Annotated in this window: 16 protein-coding genes; 13 read left to right on the top strand and 3 right to left on the bottom strand. The window is 72.8% G+C overall.

Going from position 1 to position 19,245, the window contains the following annotated elements; all coding sequences use genetic code 11:
- Nucleotides 1-68: 68 nt before the first annotated feature.
- Nucleotides 69-926 (top strand): ABC transporter permease, encoded by an 858-nt coding sequence (locus tag AB0H37_RS18745; protein WP_360613977.1) that lies wholly within the window; start codon nucleotides 69-71, stop codon nucleotides 924-926.
- Complete coding sequence (locus tag AB0H37_RS18740) at nucleotides 926-1,735, top strand: ABC transporter permease (protein ID WP_179833742.1); 810 nt, start codon at nucleotides 926-928, stop codon at nucleotides 1,733-1,735. The genes AB0H37_RS18745 and AB0H37_RS18740 overlap by 1 nt, the downstream gene beginning before the upstream one ends.
- A gap of 35 nt (nucleotides 1,736-1,770) precedes the next feature.
- Here AB0H37_RS18740 and trpD read toward each other — a convergent pair whose 3' ends face one another.
- Both trpD and AB0H37_RS18730 read right to left on the bottom strand, forming a co-directional pair.
- A complete protein-coding gene (gene trpD / locus AB0H37_RS18735; protein ID WP_360613974.1) occupies nucleotides 1,771-2,820 on the bottom strand; it encodes an anthranilate phosphoribosyltransferase in 1,050 nt (349 codons plus the stop codon).
- A gap of 69 nt (nucleotides 2,821-2,889) precedes the next feature.
- The gene (locus AB0H37_RS18730; RefSeq protein ID WP_360613972.1) at nucleotides 2,890-3,312 is read right to left on the bottom strand and encodes a hypothetical protein; all 423 of its coding nucleotides are present in this window, start codon (nucleotides 3,310-3,312) and stop codon (nucleotides 2,890-2,892) included.
- Nucleotides 3,313-3,475: 163 nt separating this feature from the next.
- Between AB0H37_RS18730 and AB0H37_RS18725 the strand changes: the two genes are divergently transcribed.
- From AB0H37_RS18725 to AB0H37_RS18675, 11 genes are all read left to right on the top strand, one after another.
- On the top strand, nucleotides 3,476-4,060 hold the full coding sequence (locus AB0H37_RS18725) for a heme-copper oxidase subunit III (protein WP_218826103.1): 585 nt from the start codon (nucleotides 3,476-3,478) through the stop codon (nucleotides 4,058-4,060).
- Nucleotides 4,061-4,104: 44 nt separating this feature from the next.
- On the top strand, nucleotides 4,105-5,016 hold the full coding sequence (locus AB0H37_RS18720; RefSeq protein ID WP_179833745.1) for a c-type cytochrome: 912 nt from the start codon (nucleotides 4,105-4,107) through the stop codon (nucleotides 5,014-5,016).
- The gene (locus AB0H37_RS18715) at nucleotides 5,013-6,110 is read left to right on the top strand and encodes a Rieske 2Fe-2S domain-containing protein (protein ID WP_329093351.1); all 1,098 of its coding nucleotides are present in this window, start codon (nucleotides 5,013-5,015) and stop codon (nucleotides 6,108-6,110) included. The genes AB0H37_RS18720 and AB0H37_RS18715 overlap by 4 nt, the downstream gene beginning before the upstream one ends.
- Complete coding sequence (locus AB0H37_RS18710; RefSeq protein ID WP_179833747.1) at nucleotides 6,107-7,741, top strand: ubiquinol-cytochrome c reductase cytochrome b subunit; 1,635 nt, start codon at nucleotides 6,107-6,109, stop codon at nucleotides 7,739-7,741. The genes AB0H37_RS18715 and AB0H37_RS18710 overlap by 4 nt, the downstream gene beginning before the upstream one ends.
- Nucleotides 7,742-7,811: 70 nt before the next feature.
- Entirely contained in the window at nucleotides 7,812-8,939 is a 1,128-nt protein-coding gene (locus tag AB0H37_RS18705; protein WP_360613970.1) for a glycosyltransferase family 4 protein, read from the top strand.
- 923 nt (nucleotides 8,940-9,862) lie between these two features.
- Nucleotides 9,863-12,031: a hypothetical protein gene (locus AB0H37_RS18700; RefSeq protein WP_360613968.1), complete on the top strand. Its 2,169-nt coding sequence runs from the start codon at nucleotides 9,863-9,865 to the stop codon at nucleotides 12,029-12,031.
- Nucleotides 12,032-12,077: 46 nt separating this feature from the next.
- A complete protein-coding gene (locus tag AB0H37_RS18695; RefSeq protein WP_329093344.1) occupies nucleotides 12,078-13,016 on the top strand; it encodes a hypothetical protein in 939 nt (312 codons plus the stop codon).
- Nucleotides 13,013-14,524: a ferredoxin gene (locus AB0H37_RS18690; RefSeq protein ID WP_360613966.1), complete on the top strand. Its 1,512-nt coding sequence runs from the start codon at nucleotides 13,013-13,015 to the stop codon at nucleotides 14,522-14,524. Before AB0H37_RS18695 ends, AB0H37_RS18690 begins: the two co-directional genes overlap by 4 nt.
- A gap of 128 nt (nucleotides 14,525-14,652) precedes the next feature.
- Nucleotides 14,653-15,285: a DUF4142 domain-containing protein gene (locus tag AB0H37_RS18685; protein ID WP_229809898.1), complete on the top strand. Its 633-nt coding sequence runs from the start codon at nucleotides 14,653-14,655 to the stop codon at nucleotides 15,283-15,285.
- A gap of 30 nt (nucleotides 15,286-15,315) precedes the next feature.
- Nucleotides 15,316-16,677, top strand: a complete 1,362-nt coding sequence (locus AB0H37_RS18680; RefSeq protein WP_360613963.1) for a DUF1996 domain-containing protein — start codon at nucleotides 15,316-15,318, stop codon at nucleotides 16,675-16,677.
- 69 nt (nucleotides 16,678-16,746) lie between these two features.
- Complete coding sequence (locus AB0H37_RS18675; protein WP_329093337.1) at nucleotides 16,747-17,421, top strand: NAD(P)H-binding protein; 675 nt, start codon at nucleotides 16,747-16,749, stop codon at nucleotides 17,419-17,421.
- Nucleotides 17,422-17,440: 19 nt separating this feature from the next.
- Here AB0H37_RS18675 and AB0H37_RS18670 read toward each other — a convergent pair whose 3' ends face one another.
- Nucleotides 17,441-19,231 carry a long-chain fatty acid--CoA ligase gene (locus AB0H37_RS18670; protein ID WP_360613961.1) on the bottom strand — a complete coding sequence of 597 codons (1,791 nt, stop codon included), beginning with the start codon at nucleotides 19,229-19,231 and terminating at the stop codon, nucleotides 17,441-17,443.
- Between the last annotated feature and the right edge of the window lie 14 nt (nucleotides 19,232-19,245).

The raw sequence follows: 19,245 nt of genomic DNA, 5'->3' as shown, positions 1-19,245 counted from the left end.
GAGTCCGGCGCCGACCCGATGGCGATCCGGACGGCGCTGCTGGCCCACCACTACCGCTCCGACTGGGAGTGGACCCCGGACGCCCTCGACGAGGCCGGCCGCGGCTGCGCCTTTCGCTGCTGCTGTCGGCGCCGCTCGCCTGGCTGGTCGTCGTCTATCTCGGCGCGCTCGCCGCGATCTTCCTGACCGCGTTCTGGACCACGGACGTCTTCACCGGCGAGGTCGTCCGGCAGTTCACGCTCGCCAACTTCCAGACCCTCGTCGACGAGCCGGTCTACCGGACGGTCGCGCTGCGCAGCCTCGGCGTCGCAGCGGCCGTCACCCTCATCGACACCGCGATCGGCTTCCCGATGGCGCTGTACATGGCCAAGGTCGCCAGGCCGCGGCACCGGCCCTACCTGGTGATCGCGATCCTGGCGCCGCTGTGGGCCGCCTACCTCGTCAAGGCGTACGCGTGGCGGGTGATGCTGGCGGAGGGCGGCCTGGTCGACGAGGTGCTGGGGCCGTTCGGGCTCTCCAGCCCCGGCTACGGCCTCACGGCGACCGTGCTCGTGCTGGCCTACCTGTGGCTGCCGTACATGATCCTGCCGGTCTACGCGGGCCTGGAGCGGCTCCCGGACTCGCTGCTGGACGCCTCCGGCGACCTCGGCGCCCGCCCGCTGCGCACGCTGCGGTCCGTCGTGCTGCCGCTGGTGTTCCCCTCGCTGGTGGCCGGATCGATCTTCACGTTCTCGCTTTCGCTCGGCGACTACATCACCGTGAAGATCGTCGGCGGCCGGAGCCAGCTGCTCGGCAACGTCGTCTACGACAACATCGGCGCCGCCAACAACCTGCCGTTCGCGGCGGCGGTCGCCACGATCCCGGTGGTGGTGATGCTCGGCTACCTCGCCGCGGCCCGCCGCACCGGCGCGCTCAGGGAGCTGTGATGACCCTCTCGCCCGCCGCGCGGATCGCCCTGCGCGTCATGATGTTCCTCGGCCTCGCCGTCATCTACGTGCCGCTGCTGGTCGTCCTGATCAACTCCTTCAACGCCGACACCACGTTCGGCTGGCCCCCCTCGGGGTTCACCGGGCGCTGGTGGTCGCAGGCGCTGCACAACGAGGGCGCCCGGCAGGCCGTCCTCACCAGTGTCAAGGCGGGACTCGGCGCGACGGCCGCCGCGCTCGTCCTCGGCACCATGGCCGCCTTCGCGGTGTCGCGGTACCGCTTCTTCGGACGCGAGACGGTGTCGCTGGTCGTCGTGCTGCCGATCGCGCTGCCCGGCATCGTCACCGGCATCGCGCTCAGCAACGCCTTCCAGGTCGTGCTGAAGCCGCTCGGGATCGGGCTCGGCCTGTTCACCGTGATCGTCGGGCATGCCACGTTCTGCGTCGTCACGATCTTCAACAACGTGCTCGCCCGGCTGCGGCGGACGGGCACCAGCCTGGAGGAGGCGTCCGCCGATCTCGGCGCGGACACGTTCCAGACGTTCTGGCACGTCACGTTCCCGGCGCTGCGCTCGGCGCTGCTCGCCGGGGGGCTGCTGTCGTTCGCGCTGTCCTTCGACGAGATCATCGTGACCACGTTCACCGCCGGGCCGGGCGCCCAGACCCTGCCGATCTGGATCTTCAACAACCTGTTCCGGCCCAACCAGGCCCCGGTCGTCAACGTGCTCGCCGCCGCCCTGATCGTGCTGTCGGTCGTCCCGATCTGGATCGCGCAGCGGCTGTCCAGCGGCGCCCGCGGGGTCGCGTGAACGGGCTGGGAGCGCTGGTGAGCGGGGTGTGAGCGTCAGCCCCGCAGGCGACGGGAGGTGTCGATCCAGCGGTCGAGGAGGGCGGCGGCGCCTCCCGAGTCGACCGCTGCGGCGGCGTGCTCGTAGGCCGCCCCCAGCGTCGCGGTGAGGTCGGCGGCGGGCGGCGCCCCCTCGTAGGCGGTGATGAGCGCGGCGGCGTTCAGCAGGACCATGTCGCGGACGGGCCCCGGCCGCCCGGTGAAGATCTCGCGGGCCACCCGCCCGTTGAACACCGCGTCGGCGCCGCGCAGGTCCTCCGGCTTCGCCGGCGGGATGCCGAGGTCGGAGGGGTCGAAGGTCGTCTCCGTCGCCGTCCCGTCGCGCACGACCCACACCGTGGAGGTCCCCGTGGTGGTCAGCTCGTCCAGCCCGTCGTCGCCCCGGAACACCAGCGAGGAGCAGCCGCGCGCGGCGAACACGCCCGCCATCACCCCCGCCATCCGCGGGTGGAAGACCCCGACGGCCTGGGCCAGGGGACGGGCCGGGTTCGTCAGCGGGCCGAGGAAGTTGAAGACCGTGGGCGTGCCCAGCTCGCTGCGGGTGCGCGAGGCGTACTTCAGCGCCGGGTGGTAGAGCGGCGCGAAGCAGAACGTGATGCCGATCTCGTCGGCGACCCGCGCGGTGGCCTCGGGGGACAGGTCGATCGCCACGCCGAGGTGCTCCAGCAGGTCGGCGGCGCCGCACGAGGACGACGCGGCCCGGTTGCCGTGCTTGACGACCCGCACACCGGCCGCGGCCGCGACCACGGCGGCCATCGTGGAGATGTTGACGGTGTGGCCGCGGTCGCCGCCCGTGCCGACGAGGTCGGCGATGCGGCCGGGCACCTCGATGGGCGTGGCGTTGTCCATCATGCCCCTGGCGAGGCCGGTGACCTCCTCGACCGTCTCGCCCTTGGCGCGCAGCGCCACGGCGAAGCCCGCGATCTGCACGTCGGTGGCCTCGCCGGACATGATGCTGTTCATGGCCCAGGAGGTCTCCTCGCTGGACAGCGAGTCGCCCGACACGAGGGCGTTGAGCAGTGCGGGCCAGCTGGTGCGCGCGTCCATGTCGCCTACAGGGTCGTGGTGGGTGCGTCGTAGGGGTTTCGGTGCGTCGTGCGGGCTGCGTCGTGCGGGCTACAGGGCCGGCAGGCGGTTCTGGAGGCGCTGCCGCATGAGGCCGGCGAGGGCGTTCGCGAAACCCATCGGGTCGATGGGCAGGCCCACCACGGCGTCGGCACCCGACCAGGTGGCGAGCCAGCCGTCGTCGCGGCGCCCGATGACCGCGAGGACGGGCGGGCAGTCGTACACCTCGTCCTTGGCCTGCCGGCACACGCCGAGACCGCCCGCGGGCTGCGCCTCGCCGTCGACGATCAGGACGTCGACGCCGCCCTGGTCGAGCCGCGTGACGACGGCCGGCTGGGTGGCGCACTCCTCGAACTCGACCTTCGGGAGGTCGGCGGCGGGCCGGCGCCCGATCGCCATCCGGATCTCGGCGCGGGTGTTCGCGTCGTCGCTGTAGACGAGGATCTTCATCGGGCTCTCCGGGGCGGTGCTCATGGACGTGAGGGTACCGGGTCGCGGCACTGGTGACACGCTCGGGGAACTCTAGAAGGGGGGTCATGCGTCACTCACTGGATAGGGGCGCAATAATGCTGGCGTGACAGCATCCGCGATAGAGACAACACCTCACGCACGGGCGAACCGTCCCAATCTGGTCAGCGTGGGGACGATCGTTTGGCTGTCGTCCGAGCTGATGTTCTTCGCGGCGCTGTTCGCGATGTTCTTCACGATCCGCTCTGTGACGATCGGCCAGTCCGGCCACCACGCCTGGCCGGGCGCCCCCCTGGACCTGCCGCTCTCGGCGATCAACACGACCGTTCTGGTGCTGTCCTCGGTGACCTGCCAGATGGGCGTGTTCAAGGCCGAGGCGGGCAAGGTCGGACGTGACGGAAGCGTGTTCAACGTGGCGCGCTGGGGCCTGCGCGAGTGGTACGTGCTCTCGTTCCTCATGGGCGCCTACTTCGTCGCCGGCCAGGGCTTCGAGTACTCCCAGCTGGTCTCCAAGGACGGCCTCACCTTCTCGTCCTCGGCCTACGGCTCGGTCTTCTACCTGGCCACCGGCTTCCACGGCCTGCACGTCGTCGGCGGCCTCGTCGCGTTCCTGTTCCTCCTGGGACGCACCTACGCCGCGAAGCGGTGGACGCACGAGCAGGCGACGAGCGCGATCGTCGTCTCCTATTACTGGCACTTCGTCGACGTGGTGTGGATCGGCCTGTTCTCGGTCGTCTACCTGCTCGACCTCTGAACGACCCGACCGACCCGACCGACATGACCCGAACGGGGACTTCCGTGAAAAGGATCACCGCATGGCGACGGCGCCCGTGGGCGGGCTACGCCGTCGTGCTGGCGGCCCTGGCGGCGATCGGCGCGATCTACGCCGGCTTCTCGCCGCGGACTGACCGCGCAGAGGCGCAGACCACCGCCCAGGCGGCGCAGGACCTGAAGAACGGCCAGCAGCTCTTCAACAAGAACTGCGCGAGCTGCCACGGGCTGAACGCCGAGGGCACCAAGGACGCCAAGGGCAACCCGATCGCCCCGAGCCTCATCGGCGTCGGCGCCGCGGCCGTCGACTTCCAGGTCGGCTCGGGCCGCATGCCGGCGGGGAACCCCGGCGCGCAGATTCCGCGCAAGACGCCGATCCCCGAGTTCAACACCTCGATCAAGACCGACTACGAGGAGAAGGACAAGCGGGAGGCGGCCGAGAAGCAGAAGGCGCAGGCCGAGAAGAACCTGTCCGACCTCAGCGCCTACGTCGCCTCGCTCGGCGGCGGTCCGGCGGTCCCCCCGGCGTCGGCGGTGGACCCGAAGACCGGCAACGTCGCGCTCGGCGGGAAGCTGTTCCGCACCAACTGCGCGCAGTGCCACAACTTCACCGGCCAGGGCGGCGCGCTGACCGGCGGCAAGTACGCGCCCTCGCTGTCGGACCCCGAGGTCACGCCCACCCAGATGTACGAGGCCATGCTGACCGGCCCGCAGGCGATGCCGGTGTTCAACGACACCACGCTCACGCCGAAGGACAAGCAGGCGATCATCGCCTACCTCGTCCAGACGCGCGAGGAGCCGAACCCCGGCGGTAACGGCCTCGGCCGCATCGGCCCGGTGTCGGAGGGACTGGCCGGCTGGCTGGTCGGCATCGGCCTGCTGGTCCTGGCCGCCATGTGGATCACCGCGAAGAAGCCGAAGAAGCTGAAGAAGTCATGAGCGACGACAACAAGGACACGGCGGGCCGGCCCGGCCCGCGCGAACGCGTGATCGGCACGCCGTCCCCCGCGCGGGAGAAGGCACTGCTGGCCGAGGACAACATCTCGGCGCCCGCGGGCGTGGGAGAGCAGCTCGACGAGGCGTCGGCCAAGCGCGCCGAGCGGATCGTCGCGACGCTCTTCCTGGTCGCGTTCGCCGCCAGCGTGGCGTTCATCGCCTACTTCATCGGCTGGAGCGGCCGAGACGGCGGCATGCACGGCGTCACCCGGGCGCGCGAGAGCAACCTGTGGCTCGGCGGCCTGATGGCGCTGTCGTTCCTCGCGCTGGCCTTCGGCGTCACCATCTGGGTGCGCCGCCTGATGACCAGCAAGCCGATCGTGCAGGAGCGGCACGAGATGGCCGCCAGCGAGGAGACCCGGGCGGCCTTCACCGAGGACTTCCTGGAAGGCGCCGACGACAGCGGCATCACCAAGCGGCCCCTGCTGCGCCGCACGCTGCTGCTGGCCGCCGCCCCGCTCGGCCTGGCCCCGCTGGTGCTGCTGCGCGACCTCGGCCCGCTGCCGGAGAAGCGGCTCCGCCACACCTACTGGGGCGAGGCCGTCAAGAAGGCGCACTCGGAGGGCAAGAAGGGCGCCCGCCTGGTCGTGGACGGCACCAACAAGCCGCTGCGGGTCAGCGACTTCTCCTCCCCGGGCTCGATGATCACCGTCCTGCCCGAGGGGATCGAGGAGGAGCTCCCCGAGGACCAGGTGCTGACCCAGAACGCCAAGGCCGTCACCATCCTCATCAACGTCCCCGCGGACCAGTTCAAGCCCGCCAAGGGCCGCGAGAACTGGCACGTCAACGGGATCGTCGCCTACTCCAAGGTGTGCACGCACGTCGGCTGCCCCGCGGCCCTGTACGAGCAGACCACCCACCACATCCTCTGCCCGTGCCACCAGTCGACCTTCGACGCCACCGACGCGGCGAAGGTGATCTTCGGGCCGGCGGCGCGGTCGCTGCCGCAGCTGCCGCTGTCGGTGGAGGACGGGTACCTCATCGCCACGAGCGACTACCACGAACCCGTCGGACCGAGCTTCTGGGAGCGCGGATGAGCGAGGCGACAGCCCCGAAGGCGGTCGAGGCGCCGCTGACGTTCCTCGACGACCGCCTCGGCTCCACCACCTTCTTCAAGCGGAACATGAAGAAGGTCTTTCCGGACCACTGGTCCTTCATGCTGGGCGAGATCGCCCTGTACTCCTTCATCATCCTGCTGCTGACCGGGACGTTCCTGACGCTCTGGTTCCAGCCGAGCATGACGGAGACCGTGTACGACGGCTCGTACACGAAGCTGCAGGGCGTGAAGATGTCCGAGGCCTACGCCTCGACGCTGCACATCACGTTCGACGTCCGCGGCGGCCTGCTCATGCGGCAGATCCACCACTGGGCCGCGATCCTGTTCATGGCGTCGATCCTCGCGCACATGCTGCGCGTGTTCTTCACCGGCGCCTACCGCAAGCCGCGCGAGCTGAACTGGCTGATCGGCATCGGCATGTTCACGCTGGGCATGCTGGAGGGCCTGTTCGGGTACTCGCTGCCGGACGACCTGCTGTCCGGCACCGGCCTGCGCATCACGCAGGGCGTCGCGGAGTCGATCCCGGTGGTCGGCACCTACATCTACATGTTCCTGTTCGGCGGCGAGTTCCCCGGCCAGGACATCGTCCCGCGCCTGTACATGCTGCACATCCTGCTGATCCCGGGCCTGCTGCTCGGCATGGTCACCGCGCACATGATGATCATGTGGGTGCAGAAGCACACGGCGATGCCGGTCAAGAACCAGAGCGAGCAGCAGGTGTACGGCTACCCGTTCTACCCGGTCTTCATGGCCAAGACGGGCGCCTACTTCCTGTTCACCTTCGGCGTCCTGGCGCTGCTCGGCGCGTTCGCGCAGATCAACCCGATCTGGCTGTTCGGCCCGTACGACCCCGGCGCGATCTCCTCGGGCTCCCAGCCCGACTGGTACATGGGCGTCCTGGAGGGCGCGCTGCGGATCATGCCGAACTGGGAGATCACCGCCTGGGGCCACACGCTCAGCCTGAACGTGCTGATCCCGGCGCTGGTCCCGCTCGGCATCGTGTTCGGCGGCGCGGCCGCCTGGCCGTTCGTCGAGCAGTGGGTGACCGGCGACAAGCGCCACCACCACGTGAACGAGCGGCCGCGCAACGCCCCGGTCCGCACGGCCACGGGCATCGCCGCGGTCACGTTCTACGGGCTGCTGTGGGTCGCCGGCGCCAACGACGTCATCGCGGACAAGTTCCACGTGTCGCTGTTCGCCACGACGTGGTTCTTCCGGGTCACGTTCTTCCTCGGGCCGATCGTGGCGTTCATCGTCACCAAGCGGATCTGCCTGGGCCTGCAGCGCAAGGACGCCGACGTCGTCGGGCACGGCGTGGAGAGCGGCGTGATCATGATGTCGCCGGACGGGAAGTACTCCGAGCGGCACGAGGCGCCGCGCGACGAGGAGCGGCACGTCCTGCTCTCCAAGGAGAACACCCGGCCCGAGGCCCCGGCCCGGGACGCCAAGGGGATCCCGGCGCCCGGCACCAAGGGCCCGATCGGGCACCTGCGCTCGCGCCTCAACCGCGCGTGGACGTTCGACGACGTCCCCGTCGAGGAGCACGAGCACCCGCACGGCGAGCAGGCCGAGATCGAGGGCGGCGCCACGTCGCACGAGGTCAGGCACTGATCGTTCGCGCATCGGGGGCCCGTCACCGCATCGCCGGTGGCGGGCCCCTGCGCGTGCCGGGACGTCCGCGATGACCAGGACGCTGTTCGTCACCAACGACTTCCCGCCGCGGCCGGGCGGCATCCAGGCGTTCGTGCACGGCCTCGCCGTGCGGCGCCCGCCGGATTCGGTCGTCGTCTACGCCCCGGCCTGGAAGGGCGCCGCGGAGTTCGACGCGGCGCAGTCGTTCCCCGTCGTCCGGCATCCGGGCTCCCTCATGCTGCCGGAGCCGGGCGTGCTGCGCCGGGCCGCGGACGTGCTGCGCGCGGAGCGCTGCGACTCGGTCGTGTTCGGGGCGGCGGCGCCGCTCGGCCTGCTGGCCCCGGCGCTGCGGCGCCGCGGTGCCCGGCGGCTCGTCGGGATCACGCACGGGCACGAGGCCGGCTGGGCGGCGCTGCCGGTGGCGCGGACCCTGCTGGGCCGCATCGGGGACGGCGTCGACGTCCTCACCTACCTCGGCGAGTACACCCGATCCCGGATGGCGAAAGCCCTGTCGCCCGAGGCGGCGGCGCGGATGGCCCGGCTCGCGCCCGGCGTCGACGAGACGCTCTTCCACCGGGGCGCGGGCGGGGCGCGGATCCGGGAGCGGTACGGGCTGGGCGGCCGTCCGGTGGCGGTGTGCGTGTCCCGCCTGGTCCCGCGCAAGGGGCAGGACGCCCTGCTCCACGCCTGGCCCCGCGTCCTGAAGTCCGTTCCGGACGCCGCGCTGCTCCTCGTCGGCGGCGGGCCCTACCGCGGCGACCTGGAACGCCTCGCCGCGTCCCTCGGCGTCGGCCGTTCGGTCGTCTTCACCGGCGGCGTCCCCTGGGAGGAGCTGCCCGCCCACTTCGACGCGGGCGACGTCTTCGCGATGCCCTGCCGCACCCGTCGCCGCGGCTTGGACGTGGAAGGCCTCGGCATCGTGTACCTGGAGGCGTCCGCGACCGGCCTCCCGGTCGTCGCGGGCGACTCGGGCGGTGCCCCCGACGCCGTCCTGGACGGCGAGACGGGCCTTGTGGTGCCGGGCCGCTCCGTCCCCGACGTCGGCGAAGCCGTGGCGGGCCTTCTCGCGGACCCGGACCGGGCCCGCGCCATGGGCGAGAAGGGCCGGGCCTGGATCGAACGGGAGTGGCGCTGGGACGTCCAGGCGAGCCGCCTGGGAAACCTGCTGGTGCCCTGAACGACACCGTCCCCAGGGCGAGGACCCGCCCCCGCGCCGTAGGCGGGTCCTCGCCCCAGGGGCGGCGGCTCAGTGGCGCCCGAACACGCCGCACCCGCGGGCGCGCCGTTCCGGGCTCGGGCACCCGAGGGTGCCCGAGCCCGGAACGGCGCCGTGGGCGCATGCCCCGCCCCCGGAGACCGGTTCCACGCGGGCCGCCCCAGCCGAGGTGGGGTGGGTGTGATCCGCCGCCGCCCGGCCCGGCGCCCTCGTGGGGGAGGACCTGGAGACGGGCGCGCCGCGTGGGCCGGCCGGCGTGAACGGATCGGGTCCGCGTGGACGGGAGCGCGGGGCACGGCCCCGGCATCCGGCACCGTGGGGCCCGGCCCCGCGACGGTGCCCGGCCATGGACGCGCGGTGGGCACGGCCGCCCCCCGGGCCGATCCCGTGTCGCGGTGATCGTGTCATAGGGGCCACCTCCTGCCGCTTCCCGCGTCCATGGTCGCTGACGTTTCCGAAGTTAGAGCCGCCGACCGTCCGCGGCGGTACCGTTAACCCGCCCTTAATCAGCGGATCAGCCATCACTAAGCCACCCTCGGCCGAAATGCCGATCCGCCCAGGTCGGAGGGGTGCCGGCGCTGTGCGCCCGGAAGTGTGAACGCGGGGCGGCCCGCGTGCGTACAAGTGAGGAGCGCAAGCGCCGCGGGACAAGGCTCATCGGCCTTTTTTGGCACCAATGAACATCCAAGTGGCTTCAGGGGCGTATGCTCCCGAAGTGTTCGAGCGGATTCGCGAGAATCCGTTCGGGGATCGTGGTGGGAGCGAGCGGGCTCCTACACCGCGGTCCCGCCATGTCTCAGCGGGACGGCCACCGGGCGACAGGCCCGGCGGCGCGGAACCTGTCGGCGTTCGCCGTGCTCTCCGTCTCCTCCACAGGAGAGGGCATGGCGCGACGCGATTACGGGCATGCGTCCCGGAGCCAAACGCATGCTTCACCGTGGGCTGAGACGCCCGCGCGCCCGTCCTCGAGGCCCGAGCCCAAGCAGGGGCTCTGGTCCGAGGACCCCCAGTGGCCCGAAGGGTCCTGGTGGTCGGAGCAGCCGGACTGGTCAGAGCGGGGGCGCAGATCACCGCGGCGCGAGCCGTCGCGGCGCGAGATCAAGCGGCGCGAGGCCAAGGCCCGCGCGCGCCGTTCCGGCAAGGCATCCGAGCGGTCGCGCCCCCGGGCGCAGTGGCCGGAGCCTGCCGAACGGCGTGACGACGCGGGGGCCGAGCGTTTCGACGCGCGCGGCAGCTACGACCCCGCGGGCTATGCCGCCCGCACGAGGCGGGACGCGCGAACGGAGCGCCCCGACGCCCCGAGCGAGGGGTCGGAGCGCCGGGGCGAATCCCGTGACCCCAGGAAAGGCCGGAGGGATGCTCGCACTGAGCAGTTCGGTGCGCGCAACGAGCGGCGGGACTCCCGGACGACGCGCTCCGACGTCCGGGGCGAGGGGGCGGAGCGCCGGGACGAGTCCCGTGACGCCAGGAGTGGGCGGGGGGATGCTCGCACTGCGCAGTTCGGTGCGCGCAACGAGCGGCGGGACTCCCGGACGACGCGCTCCGACGCCCGCACCGAGCGGGATGCCCGGACCGAGCGTCCCGGTGGCCGCGGTAAGCCGCGCGACGAACGCACCGAAAGGTTCGATGCCAGGGTCGAGGGGCCCGGCGGGCGTGCGGAAGGGGCCGGGAGGGATCGGTCCCGCGAGTTCCCCGCGCGGGGCGGGCGCTCCCGCCGTGCGGAGCCGCCCCGCGCGGGGCGGGGCGGCCCCCAGCGGCGGCCCGCCCGGCCGGAGCAGCGGCGCCGCCAGTCGCCGCCGCGTCCCGGGCCGAAGGCGACGCCGCGCCGCGGCCGGCGGCCCGCCGACCGGCTGAGCATCGGCGCGATCGTCCTGTCCACCGCGGTCGGGCTGGCCCTGCTGGGCATCGCCGAGCGGGCCCTGCTCGACGGCGGACCCATCGGCGGCTCCTCGGGGCCGGTCGGCTCGCAGCGCGCGATCAAGCCGCCGAAGCCCGGCACCGGTACGCCCGCGCAACCCCAGCGGCCCCAGCAGCGGCCGGGAGCCGGCGGCGGCACGGCCACCGTTCCGGCGGGACCCGACCTCGGGGTCCTCGCCACGCAGGTCCGCAGGCTGACGCTGGCGCAGCGGGGCGCCGCGGCGCGGCAGGCCTACGGGGCGGCGCTGACCCGGCAGCCGTTCGTGGGCGCCACCCGCCAGAGCGCCGACCGGACCTGGGTCTTCGGCACCAGTGCGATCCCGGTTCCCGAGGCCAGCGCGGCCGGCCCCGAGCTCTCCTTCTACGCCGCCCACTGGACGGGCCGGCAGTGGCAGGTCGGGCTGTCGGGCGCGGCGGCGTTCGCCGCGCTCCTCGGCGCCGCGCCCGCGAACCTCATGTCGCCGTCGGAGTCGCGGCTCCTGCGCAAGTACGGCGCGCTGAGCGCCGCGCAGGCCACCACGCTCGTCAACGGGACGCGGGCGGGCGACCGGCTGATGCTGCCCTGGAAGATCGGCCAGGCGTGGTCGATGACGACCTCCGACGACGCCGCGTCCTCGCGCCCGCTGGCGTCGCTGGCGTTCTCCGGCGGCGACGGCCGCGTCCTCGCCGCGGGCGGCGGACGCCTCTACCGGTTCTGCTCCAGCCAGGCGGGCGCGGTGGTCATGGTGATCCACCCGAGCGGCCTCGCGTCCACCTACTACGGGATGCGGAGCGTGACCGAGCTGCGCGACGGCAGCGTCGTCGCGCGGGGCGACGCGCTCGGCCGCACCGGCGCCACCCGGCCCTGCGGCGGGGCGGCCGCGCCCCGCGCCGAGGTCGCGTTCGGGCTGCGCCGCGGCGGCGGTGCGGTCCCGCTCGACGCCGCCGAGATCGGCGGCTGGACGTTCCGCGAGCGCGCCAAGCCGCTCCTCGGCTTCGCCGAACGCGGCGTCCTCCAGGTGCTTCCCGGGGGCCTGCTGGCCAACCTCGGCCCGGTCCCCGCCGCGGACGACTCTCCGTCGTCATCGCCGTCTCCCGGCAAGAAGCCGAAGGACGGCGCCGGACCGGCCGGCGCCCCGGCGCCGGCCGCCACCTAGAAGAGGAGTCCGATCGGTGCGAATTCGCCACAGTGATGATCCCGCGGTGCCCACCTGGGCGCTGCGCGTGGTGCTCGCCGGCGCGGTGCTGGTGCTGGTCGGCGCGGCGACCCCGCAGGGCGCCGTCGCGGTCGCGAACGTGCAGTACTTCCTCAGCTTCTACGCCGGCGTCTTCGCGCTGGTCGCGCTGACCACCGCGGTGATGAGCGGGCTGCTGGCCACCGAGCGCCTCATCCTGAAGATCCGGCACCGGGTGCTCGCCCAGGCGGTGCACCGCGCCTCCGCCGTCATCGCGACGGCGATGCTGGTCGCGCACGTCACGGTGAAGGTGATGAGCGGCCTCGCGCTGCCCGTCCAGATCGTCGTGCCGGACGGCGGCGCGATCGGCCTCGGCACCATCGCCTCCGACCTGATGCTCCTCATCGTGGTCACCGGGCTGCTGCGGGCGCGGTTCGCGCTGCGCGGCAAGGCCTGGGTGTGGCGGTCGATGCACGCCGTCGCCTACGTGTCCTGGCCGCTCGCGATCGTGCACGGCCTGATCACCGGGCGCGCCGCGGCGCCGTGGGTCGTGCTCAGCTACGTGATGAGCGTGGTGTTCGTCGTGCTCGCCCTGGTCACCCGCATGGTCGTGGTGATCAAGCCGCGGGACGTCCACCTGGCCGGCGAGGAGGTCGAGGCGTACTCGCTGCCGGACGGCGCGGGCCGCCGCCGCGACCGGCGCGCCATGGCGGCGCGGGAGCACGAGGAGGGGCGCGCCGCCGCGAGGGCGCGCGCTCGGACGGGGGAGGACCGGTTCGACGACCCCCGCGACCTCGACGATCCGCGTGACTTCGACGACTCGCGCGACTTCGGGGGCCGCCGGGACTTCGCCGACCGGCGGGACGTCGACGACCCGCGCGACTTCGGGAACTCCCGGCGGACCGTCGCGGACCCGCGCGGCATGCCCGTGACCGGGCAGGGCCGCGACACCGAGGTCATCCGATGACCTCGACCGTCACCGTCTCCAACATCGGCGGGCCGCGGCTGACGCTCGGGTTCGACCGGTTCGACCGGCTGGACCTCGACCGGCACCTGGCGGTGCACGGCAGGCTCCGCGCGCCGGCGCTGGACGACCTGGTGCGCATGGCCGAGCAGGTCGACCTGAGGGGACGCGGCGGAGCGGGGTTCCCGTTCGCCCGCAAGCTGATGGCGGTCGCGGCGCGGGTCAACCACCCGACCGCCGACCGGACCGCGCTGCTGCCCGGCGAGAAGGGCGACGAGCGCGGGTCCAGCGAGGACGTCGTGGTGGTGGTGAACGGCGCCGAGGGCGAGCCCGGCAGCGCCAAGGACAAGGTCCTGCTCGGCCGGGCCCCGCACCTGGTGCTCGACGGCGCGCAGATCGCGGCGAACGCGCTCGGCACCCAGCGGATCGTGCTGGCCGTCGAGAGCGACGAGGCCGCCAGGTCGGTCCGCGCCGCGATCAGCGAGCGGCGGATGCCGGCCCGGGTCGTGCGGCTGACCGAGCGGTTCATCTCCGGGGAGAGCGGCGCGGTGATCCGCGCGATCAACGGGGAGACGCCGATCCCGCCGGGCGTCAAGGTCCGCGCGTCCGACGCGGGGGTGGACGGCTTCCCGACCCTGCTGTCCAACACCGAGACGTTCGCGCAGCTCGCGGTGCTCGTCTCGCTCGGCTCCGACCTGTACGCCTCGGCCGGGACGGACGACGAGCCGGGCACCACGCTGCTGACGATCGGCGGGACGCAGGTCGTGGAGGCCCCGCTCGGCACGCCGCTGCGGGCCGTCCTCGACCACTGCGACGTCCCGCCGTCGCCGGGGGTGCTCGTCGGCGGGTACCACGGGATGTGGCTCGACCCGGCCGCGGCGTCGCGGGCGGTGCTGTCGCGCGCCGGGATGCGGCGCGTCGGCGGGACGGTGGGCGCCGGGATCGTCCTGCCGCTCACCCAGGGCACCTGCCCGCTCGGCGAGGTCACGCGGATCGCCTCCTACCTCGCGGCGCAGTCCGCCGGGCAGTGCGGGCCGTGCCGGCTCGGGCTGCCCGACGTCGTCCGGTCCCTGATGGCGCTCACCGAGGGGGCCGGGACGGCGGAGGACGTGCGCCGCGCCGCCGGCATCGGCCGGGGCCGCGGCGCCTGCACCCACCCCGACGGGACGGCCAAGTTCGTCCTGTCGGCGATGGAGGCCTTCACCGCCGACATCGACGCGCACCGGTGGGGCGGCGGGTGCGGACAGTCGACCTACGGGGTCCTGCCGCTGCCGGTGCCGGACGGCACGGAGGGGCGGGTCGCGATCGACTGGAGCCGGTGCGACGGGCACGGCCTGTGCGCCTATGTCGTGCCCGAGCTGATCCAGCTCGACCGTTACGGCTTTCCCGTCGTGCTGGGCACCGACATTCCCTCGTGGATGGAGAAGGACGTCCAGAAGGCGGTCGCGATGTGCCCCGCATTGGCGCTCCGCGTCGTAGGCGGAGTTCCCGGGGCGCCCTCGCGGCGCTGAATTCGCCGCGCAGAAAAAAAATGACAACAGGTGGACATCGTTGAACCCGGTGAGGGGTCCGGTGCGTATCTCCGGACGAACCCGCGCCGGGTCCGTCGAGAGATCCTTGAAAGGAGGGACGAGAGCCCTTGAGGAAATCCTACGGAAACGCCGGAAAGCGCACGCTCCCGCGCCTCGGTAAAGGACGCCTGCTGCTGGTACTGGCGGCCGTGGCCGCCGTCGTGGCGGCCTTCGCGGTCGTCATGAGCCCGGTCGGCACACCTGCGAGCGGCGCGGCGAACCTCGGTGGCACCGTCAACACCCGCTGGGGTCGGCTCAGCACTCTGGACCGGCAGCTCCTGGTCAAGGTCCGGCAGGCCGGCCTCTGGGAGATGCCCGCGGGCCAGCAGGCCGCACAGCGCGCGTCCAGCCCCCGGGTGAAGGAGGTCGGCGAGATCATCATGCGCCAGCACATGCAGCTGGACGCCGACACCCGCGCCGAGGCGCAGAAACTGGGCGTGCTCCTTCCCAACGAGCCCAACGGCAGCCAGAAGAGCTGGCTGAGGGAGATGTCGGGAAAATACGGCGCCGACTATGACAAGACGTTCGTGCTGCGGTTGCGTGCCGCCCACGGGCAGGTCTTCACCGTCATCGCCAAGGTGCGCGCGGCGACCGAGAACACCGAGATCCGCGCGTTCGCCGAACGGTGCCTGAAATTCGTCAACACGCACATGTCGCTGCTGGAGAGCACGGGCCTGGTTCCCAGGCGCGCTCTGCACTGACGTACACCCCGCAAAGGGAGCAGTTTTTCGATGGGACGAAAGAAGAAAGCCTTCGCCGCGTTGATCCCGGCGCTCACCCTGGTCGCCACGGCGGGCCAGGGGACCCTCGGTGCGAACGCCTCCGAAACCCTCAGAACGGCGAACGCGGCCGCCTATCCGGCCTGGTCCGCCGACGGCGGCACCGGCACTCCGAGACTCCAGGGCGCCGGCCGGACGAACCCGCCCACCGCCGCGCCCACCGACCCCCAGGGCGGTCAGATGGGTGACGGCGGCCCGATGGGTGACGGCGGTCAGATGGGTGACGGCGGTCAGATGGGCGATGGCGGCCCGATAGGCGACGGCGGCCAGACGACTCCGCCGGCCGATCCCCAGGGCGGCCAGACATCACCGCCGACCGACCCTCAGGGCGGCCAGCAGAACGGCGGCCAGCAGAACGGCGGCCAGAACGGCGGGCAGGGGAACGGGCAGGGCAACCAGCCCCCGGCGAATCCGACCCTGCGCGCGGACCAGTTCGTCGACATCCGCAAGGCGCCGCGCGTGCAGCAGCCCCGCCGCGGCCGCCAGGCCTCGACCGGCGTGTTCGCGTCCAGTTGCGGTGTGAACAAGGGCCAGGCCCACAGCAACCCCGACAACGTGCTCGCGGCCCCGGGCGTCGTGAACGGCGCGCACCACATCCACGACTACGTCGGCAACCTCGACACGAACGCGTTCTCCACCGACGAGACCTTCGCGGCCGCCGGGACGACCTGCACCAATGGCGACAAGTCGGCCTACTTCTGGCCGGTGATCCGGCTCCGCAACGGTCAGGACAACTCGGACCGGGCGCAGCAGAGCCAGGCGGACGGCAACGTCGGCAGCATCGTCACCCCGTCGAGCGTGAAGATCCAGTACCTCGGCAACCCGCGCGCCAAGGTGACCGCGCTGCCGCGTTTCATCCGCGTCGCCACCGGTGACGCCAAGGCCGTGACGAACGGCCTGAAGAACGCGCACGCGAGCTGGACGTGCAGCGGCTTCGAGAACCGGGCCTTCACCGACAAGTACCCGCTGTGCCCGCGGGGCAGCAAGGTGGAGCGCGTGCTCAACTTCCCGAGCTGCTGGGACGGCCAGAACACCGACAGCGCCAACCACCGCGACCACATCCAGTTCGCGGACCCGCGGACGGGGCAGTGCCCGCAGGGCACCAAGGCCGTGCCGCAGCTGCGGATGACCCTGGCCTACAACCTGCCGGCCAAGCCGCTGGCGTTCGCGCTGGACAGCTTCCCCGAGTCGGGCCACGACCCGGTGACCGACCACGGCGACCTCATCAACGTGATGGACGAGCAGCTGATGGCCAAGGCGGTCAAAGCGATCAACGGCGCCAAGGCCGGGACGCGGATCAAGCGCCGCCGCTGAGCGGAACAGGTCCGGGGGACCCGGGCGCGCGTCCGCGCGCCCGGGTCCTCCGCGTCCTACGATCGCGGCATGAACATCGTGATCGCGGGCGGGCACGGGCAGATCGCGCTGCGGCTGTCCCGGCTGCTGGCCGCACGGGGGGACACCGTGCTGAGCATCATCCGCAACCCGGGCCACGCCGCGGACGTCCGGGACACCGGAGCCGGGCCGGTCGTGTGCGACCTGGAGTCGGCGACCGCCGACGAGGTCGCCGACCACCTGACCGGCGCGGACGCCGTCGTGTTCGCCGCGGGGGCGGGCCCGGGCAGCGGCGTGGCGCGCAAGGACACCGTCGACCGCGGCGCCGCGGTGCTGGCGGCGGACGCGGCCGAGCGCGCGGGCGTCCGCGACTTCGTGCAGATCTCCGCGATGGGCGCCGGCGAGCCGCCCGCGCCCGGGCGCGACGAGGTCTGGGAGGCCTACATCAGGGCCAAGGGGGAGGCCGAGGACGATCTGCGGCGCCGCGACGCGCTGGACTGGCTGATCCTGCGGCCGGGCCGCCTCACCGACGACCCGCCCACCGGCCTGGTGGCGCTGGCCGAGCCGCCGATCGGGCACGGCGCGGTCACCCGCGACGACGTGGCGGCGGTCATCGCGGCGCTGCTGGACGCCGGCGACGTGCGCCGCCACACGCTGGACCTGCTCAACGGCGCCACCCGGATCGAGGACGCCGTCGCCGCCCTGCGCCCCGCGCCCGGCGCCTGACCGCGCGGGACGCCCCGGCTCAGCCGGTGTAGAGGGCGTCGATCTCGTCGGCGAAGTCCTTCATCACCACGTTGCGCTTCACCTTCAGGCTCGGCGTCATGTGGCCGGCCTCCTCGGTGAAGTCGACGCCGAGGACAACGTGCTTCTTGATCGCCTCAGCGTGGCTGACCGACTTGTTGGCTTCGGCGACCGCGGCCTCGATCTCGGCGACGAGGTCGGGGTCGCGGCGCAGCTCGTCCACCGTCATCGCCTCGGGCTTGCCGTGCCGGGCCTTCCACGGGCCGAGCGCCTCCTCGTCCAGGGTGACGAGCGCGCTGATGAACTTGCGGCCGTCGCCGACGACCAGGCACTGGCTGATCAGCGGATGCGCGCGGAGCCGGTCCTCCAGCGGGGCCGGCGCCACGTTCTTGCCCGCCGCGGTGACCAGGATCTCCTTCTTCCGGCCGGTGATCCTCAGGAAGCCCTCCTCGTCGAGGGAGCCGAGGTCGCCGGTGTGGAGCCAGCCGTCCTCCAGGGCCTCCTTGGTGGCGGCCTCGTTGTTCCAGTAGCCGCGCAGGACGTTGATGCCGCGGACGAGGACCTCGCCGTCCTCGGCGATGCGCACGTCGACGCCGGGGATCGGCGGGCCCACCGTGCCGATCTTGAGGGCGGAGGGCCGGTTGACGGCGGCGGGCGCGGTCGTCTCGGTGAGGCCGTAGCCCTCCAGGATCGTGATCCCGACGCCGCGGAAGAAGTGCCCGAGGCGCTCGCCGAGAGCGGCGCCGCCGGACACCGCGTACTGCACCCTGCCGCCGACCGCGGCGCGCAGCTTGCGGTACACGAGCACGTCGAAGACCTTGTGCCGGGCCTTCAGCCCGAGGCCGGGGCCGCCGTCGTCCAGCGCCCGGCTGTAGGCCACCGCGGTCTCGGCCGCCGCCTTGAAGATCTTGCCCTTGCCGTCGGCCGCGGCCTTCTGCTCGGCGCCGTTGTAGACCTTCTCGAACACGCGCGGGACGGCGAGCAGGAACGTCGGCCGGAACGAGGCCAGGTCCGGCAGCAGGTTCGGGACGTCGCTGTGCCCGAGCACGATGCCGCCCTCGATGGTGGCGACCTCGATCAGCCGGGCGAACACGTGCGCCAGCGGCAGGAACAGCAGCGTGGAACTGCCCTCGACGGCGATCTCGGCGATCGCCCCCTGCACGGCGTTGCGGGCGGTCGCCACCAGGTTCCCGTGGGTGATCTCGCATCCCTTGGGACGCCCGGTGGTGCCGGAGGTGTAGACGAGCGTGGCGATGTCCGCGGCGCAGCGGGACCGGCGGCGCTCCTCGAGGACGCCGTCGCCGACGTCGGCGCCGAGCCGGGTGACCTCCGCGACCCCGCCTGCGTCGATGCCCCACACGTGCGCCAGCCCGGGGAGCCGGTCCCGGATCTCCTCGACGGTCGCCACGTGCGCCCCGGTCTCGGCGAACACGGCCTTGGCCCCGGAGTCGCCGACGATCCACTCGATCTGCTCGGCGGAGGACGTCTCGTAGATCGGGACGGAGACCGCGCCCGCCGCCCAGATCGCGTAGTCGAGGACCGTCCACTCGTAGCGGGTCGCCGACAGCAGGCACACCCGGTCGCCGGGCTCGACGCCGGCGGCGGCCAGGCCCTTGGCGACCCCCGCCGTCTCGGCGGCGAACTCCGCAGCGGTGACGGCGCTCCACGCGTCGCCGTTCTTGCGGCGCAGCACGATCCGGCCGGGCTCTTCGACGGCCCGGGTGAAGGGCGCGTCGGTCAGAGTGGCGGAGTCGGGTACCTCCACCATCGCGGGGACGCTGGACTCGCGCACGGCCCACTCCTGTC

It is taken from the genome of Actinomadura sp. NPDC023710 (assembly GCF_040639875.1).
In the GTDB taxonomy this organism is placed as follows: domain Bacteria; phylum Actinomycetota; class Actinomycetes; order Streptosporangiales; family Streptosporangiaceae; genus Spirillospora; species Spirillospora citrea.
Note: the sequence above shows the minus strand (reverse complement) of the source record. Positions and strands in the feature narration are given on the sequence as shown.

What these genes read in the sequence shown, in the direction of transcription:
- AB0H37_RS18740 (WP_179833742.1), top strand. Translation starts at nt 926, where the DNA reads ATGACCCTCTCGCCCGCCGCGCGGATCGCCCTGCGCGTCATGATGTTC.
- trpD (WP_360613974.1), bottom strand. Translation starts at nt 2,820, where the DNA reads ATGGACGCGCGCACCAGCTGGCCCGCACTGCTCAACGCCCTCGTGTCG.
- AB0H37_RS18730 (WP_360613972.1), bottom strand. Translation starts at nt 3,312, where the DNA reads ATGAGCACCGCCCCGGAGAGCCCGATGAAGATCCTCGTCTACAGCGAC.
- AB0H37_RS18715 (WP_329093351.1), top strand. Translation starts at nt 5,013, where the DNA reads ATGAGCGACGACAACAAGGACACGGCGGGCCGGCCCGGCCCGCGCGAA.
- AB0H37_RS18710 (WP_179833747.1), top strand. Translation starts at nt 6,107, where the DNA reads ATGAGCGAGGCGACAGCCCCGAAGGCGGTCGAGGCGCCGCTGACGTTC.
- AB0H37_RS18705 (WP_360613970.1), top strand. Translation starts at nt 7,812, where the DNA reads ATGACCAGGACGCTGTTCGTCACCAACGACTTCCCGCCGCGGCCGGGC.
- AB0H37_RS18700 (WP_360613968.1), top strand. Translation starts at nt 9,863, where the DNA reads ATGGCGCGACGCGATTACGGGCATGCGTCCCGGAGCCAAACGCATGCT.
- AB0H37_RS18690 (WP_360613966.1), top strand. Translation starts at nt 13,013, where the DNA reads ATGACCTCGACCGTCACCGTCTCCAACATCGGCGGGCCGCGGCTGACG.
- AB0H37_RS18680 (WP_360613963.1), top strand. Translation starts at nt 15,316, where the DNA reads ATGGGACGAAAGAAGAAAGCCTTCGCCGCGTTGATCCCGGCGCTCACC.
- AB0H37_RS18675 (WP_329093337.1), top strand. Translation starts at nt 16,747, where the DNA reads ATGAACATCGTGATCGCGGGCGGGCACGGGCAGATCGCGCTGCGGCTG.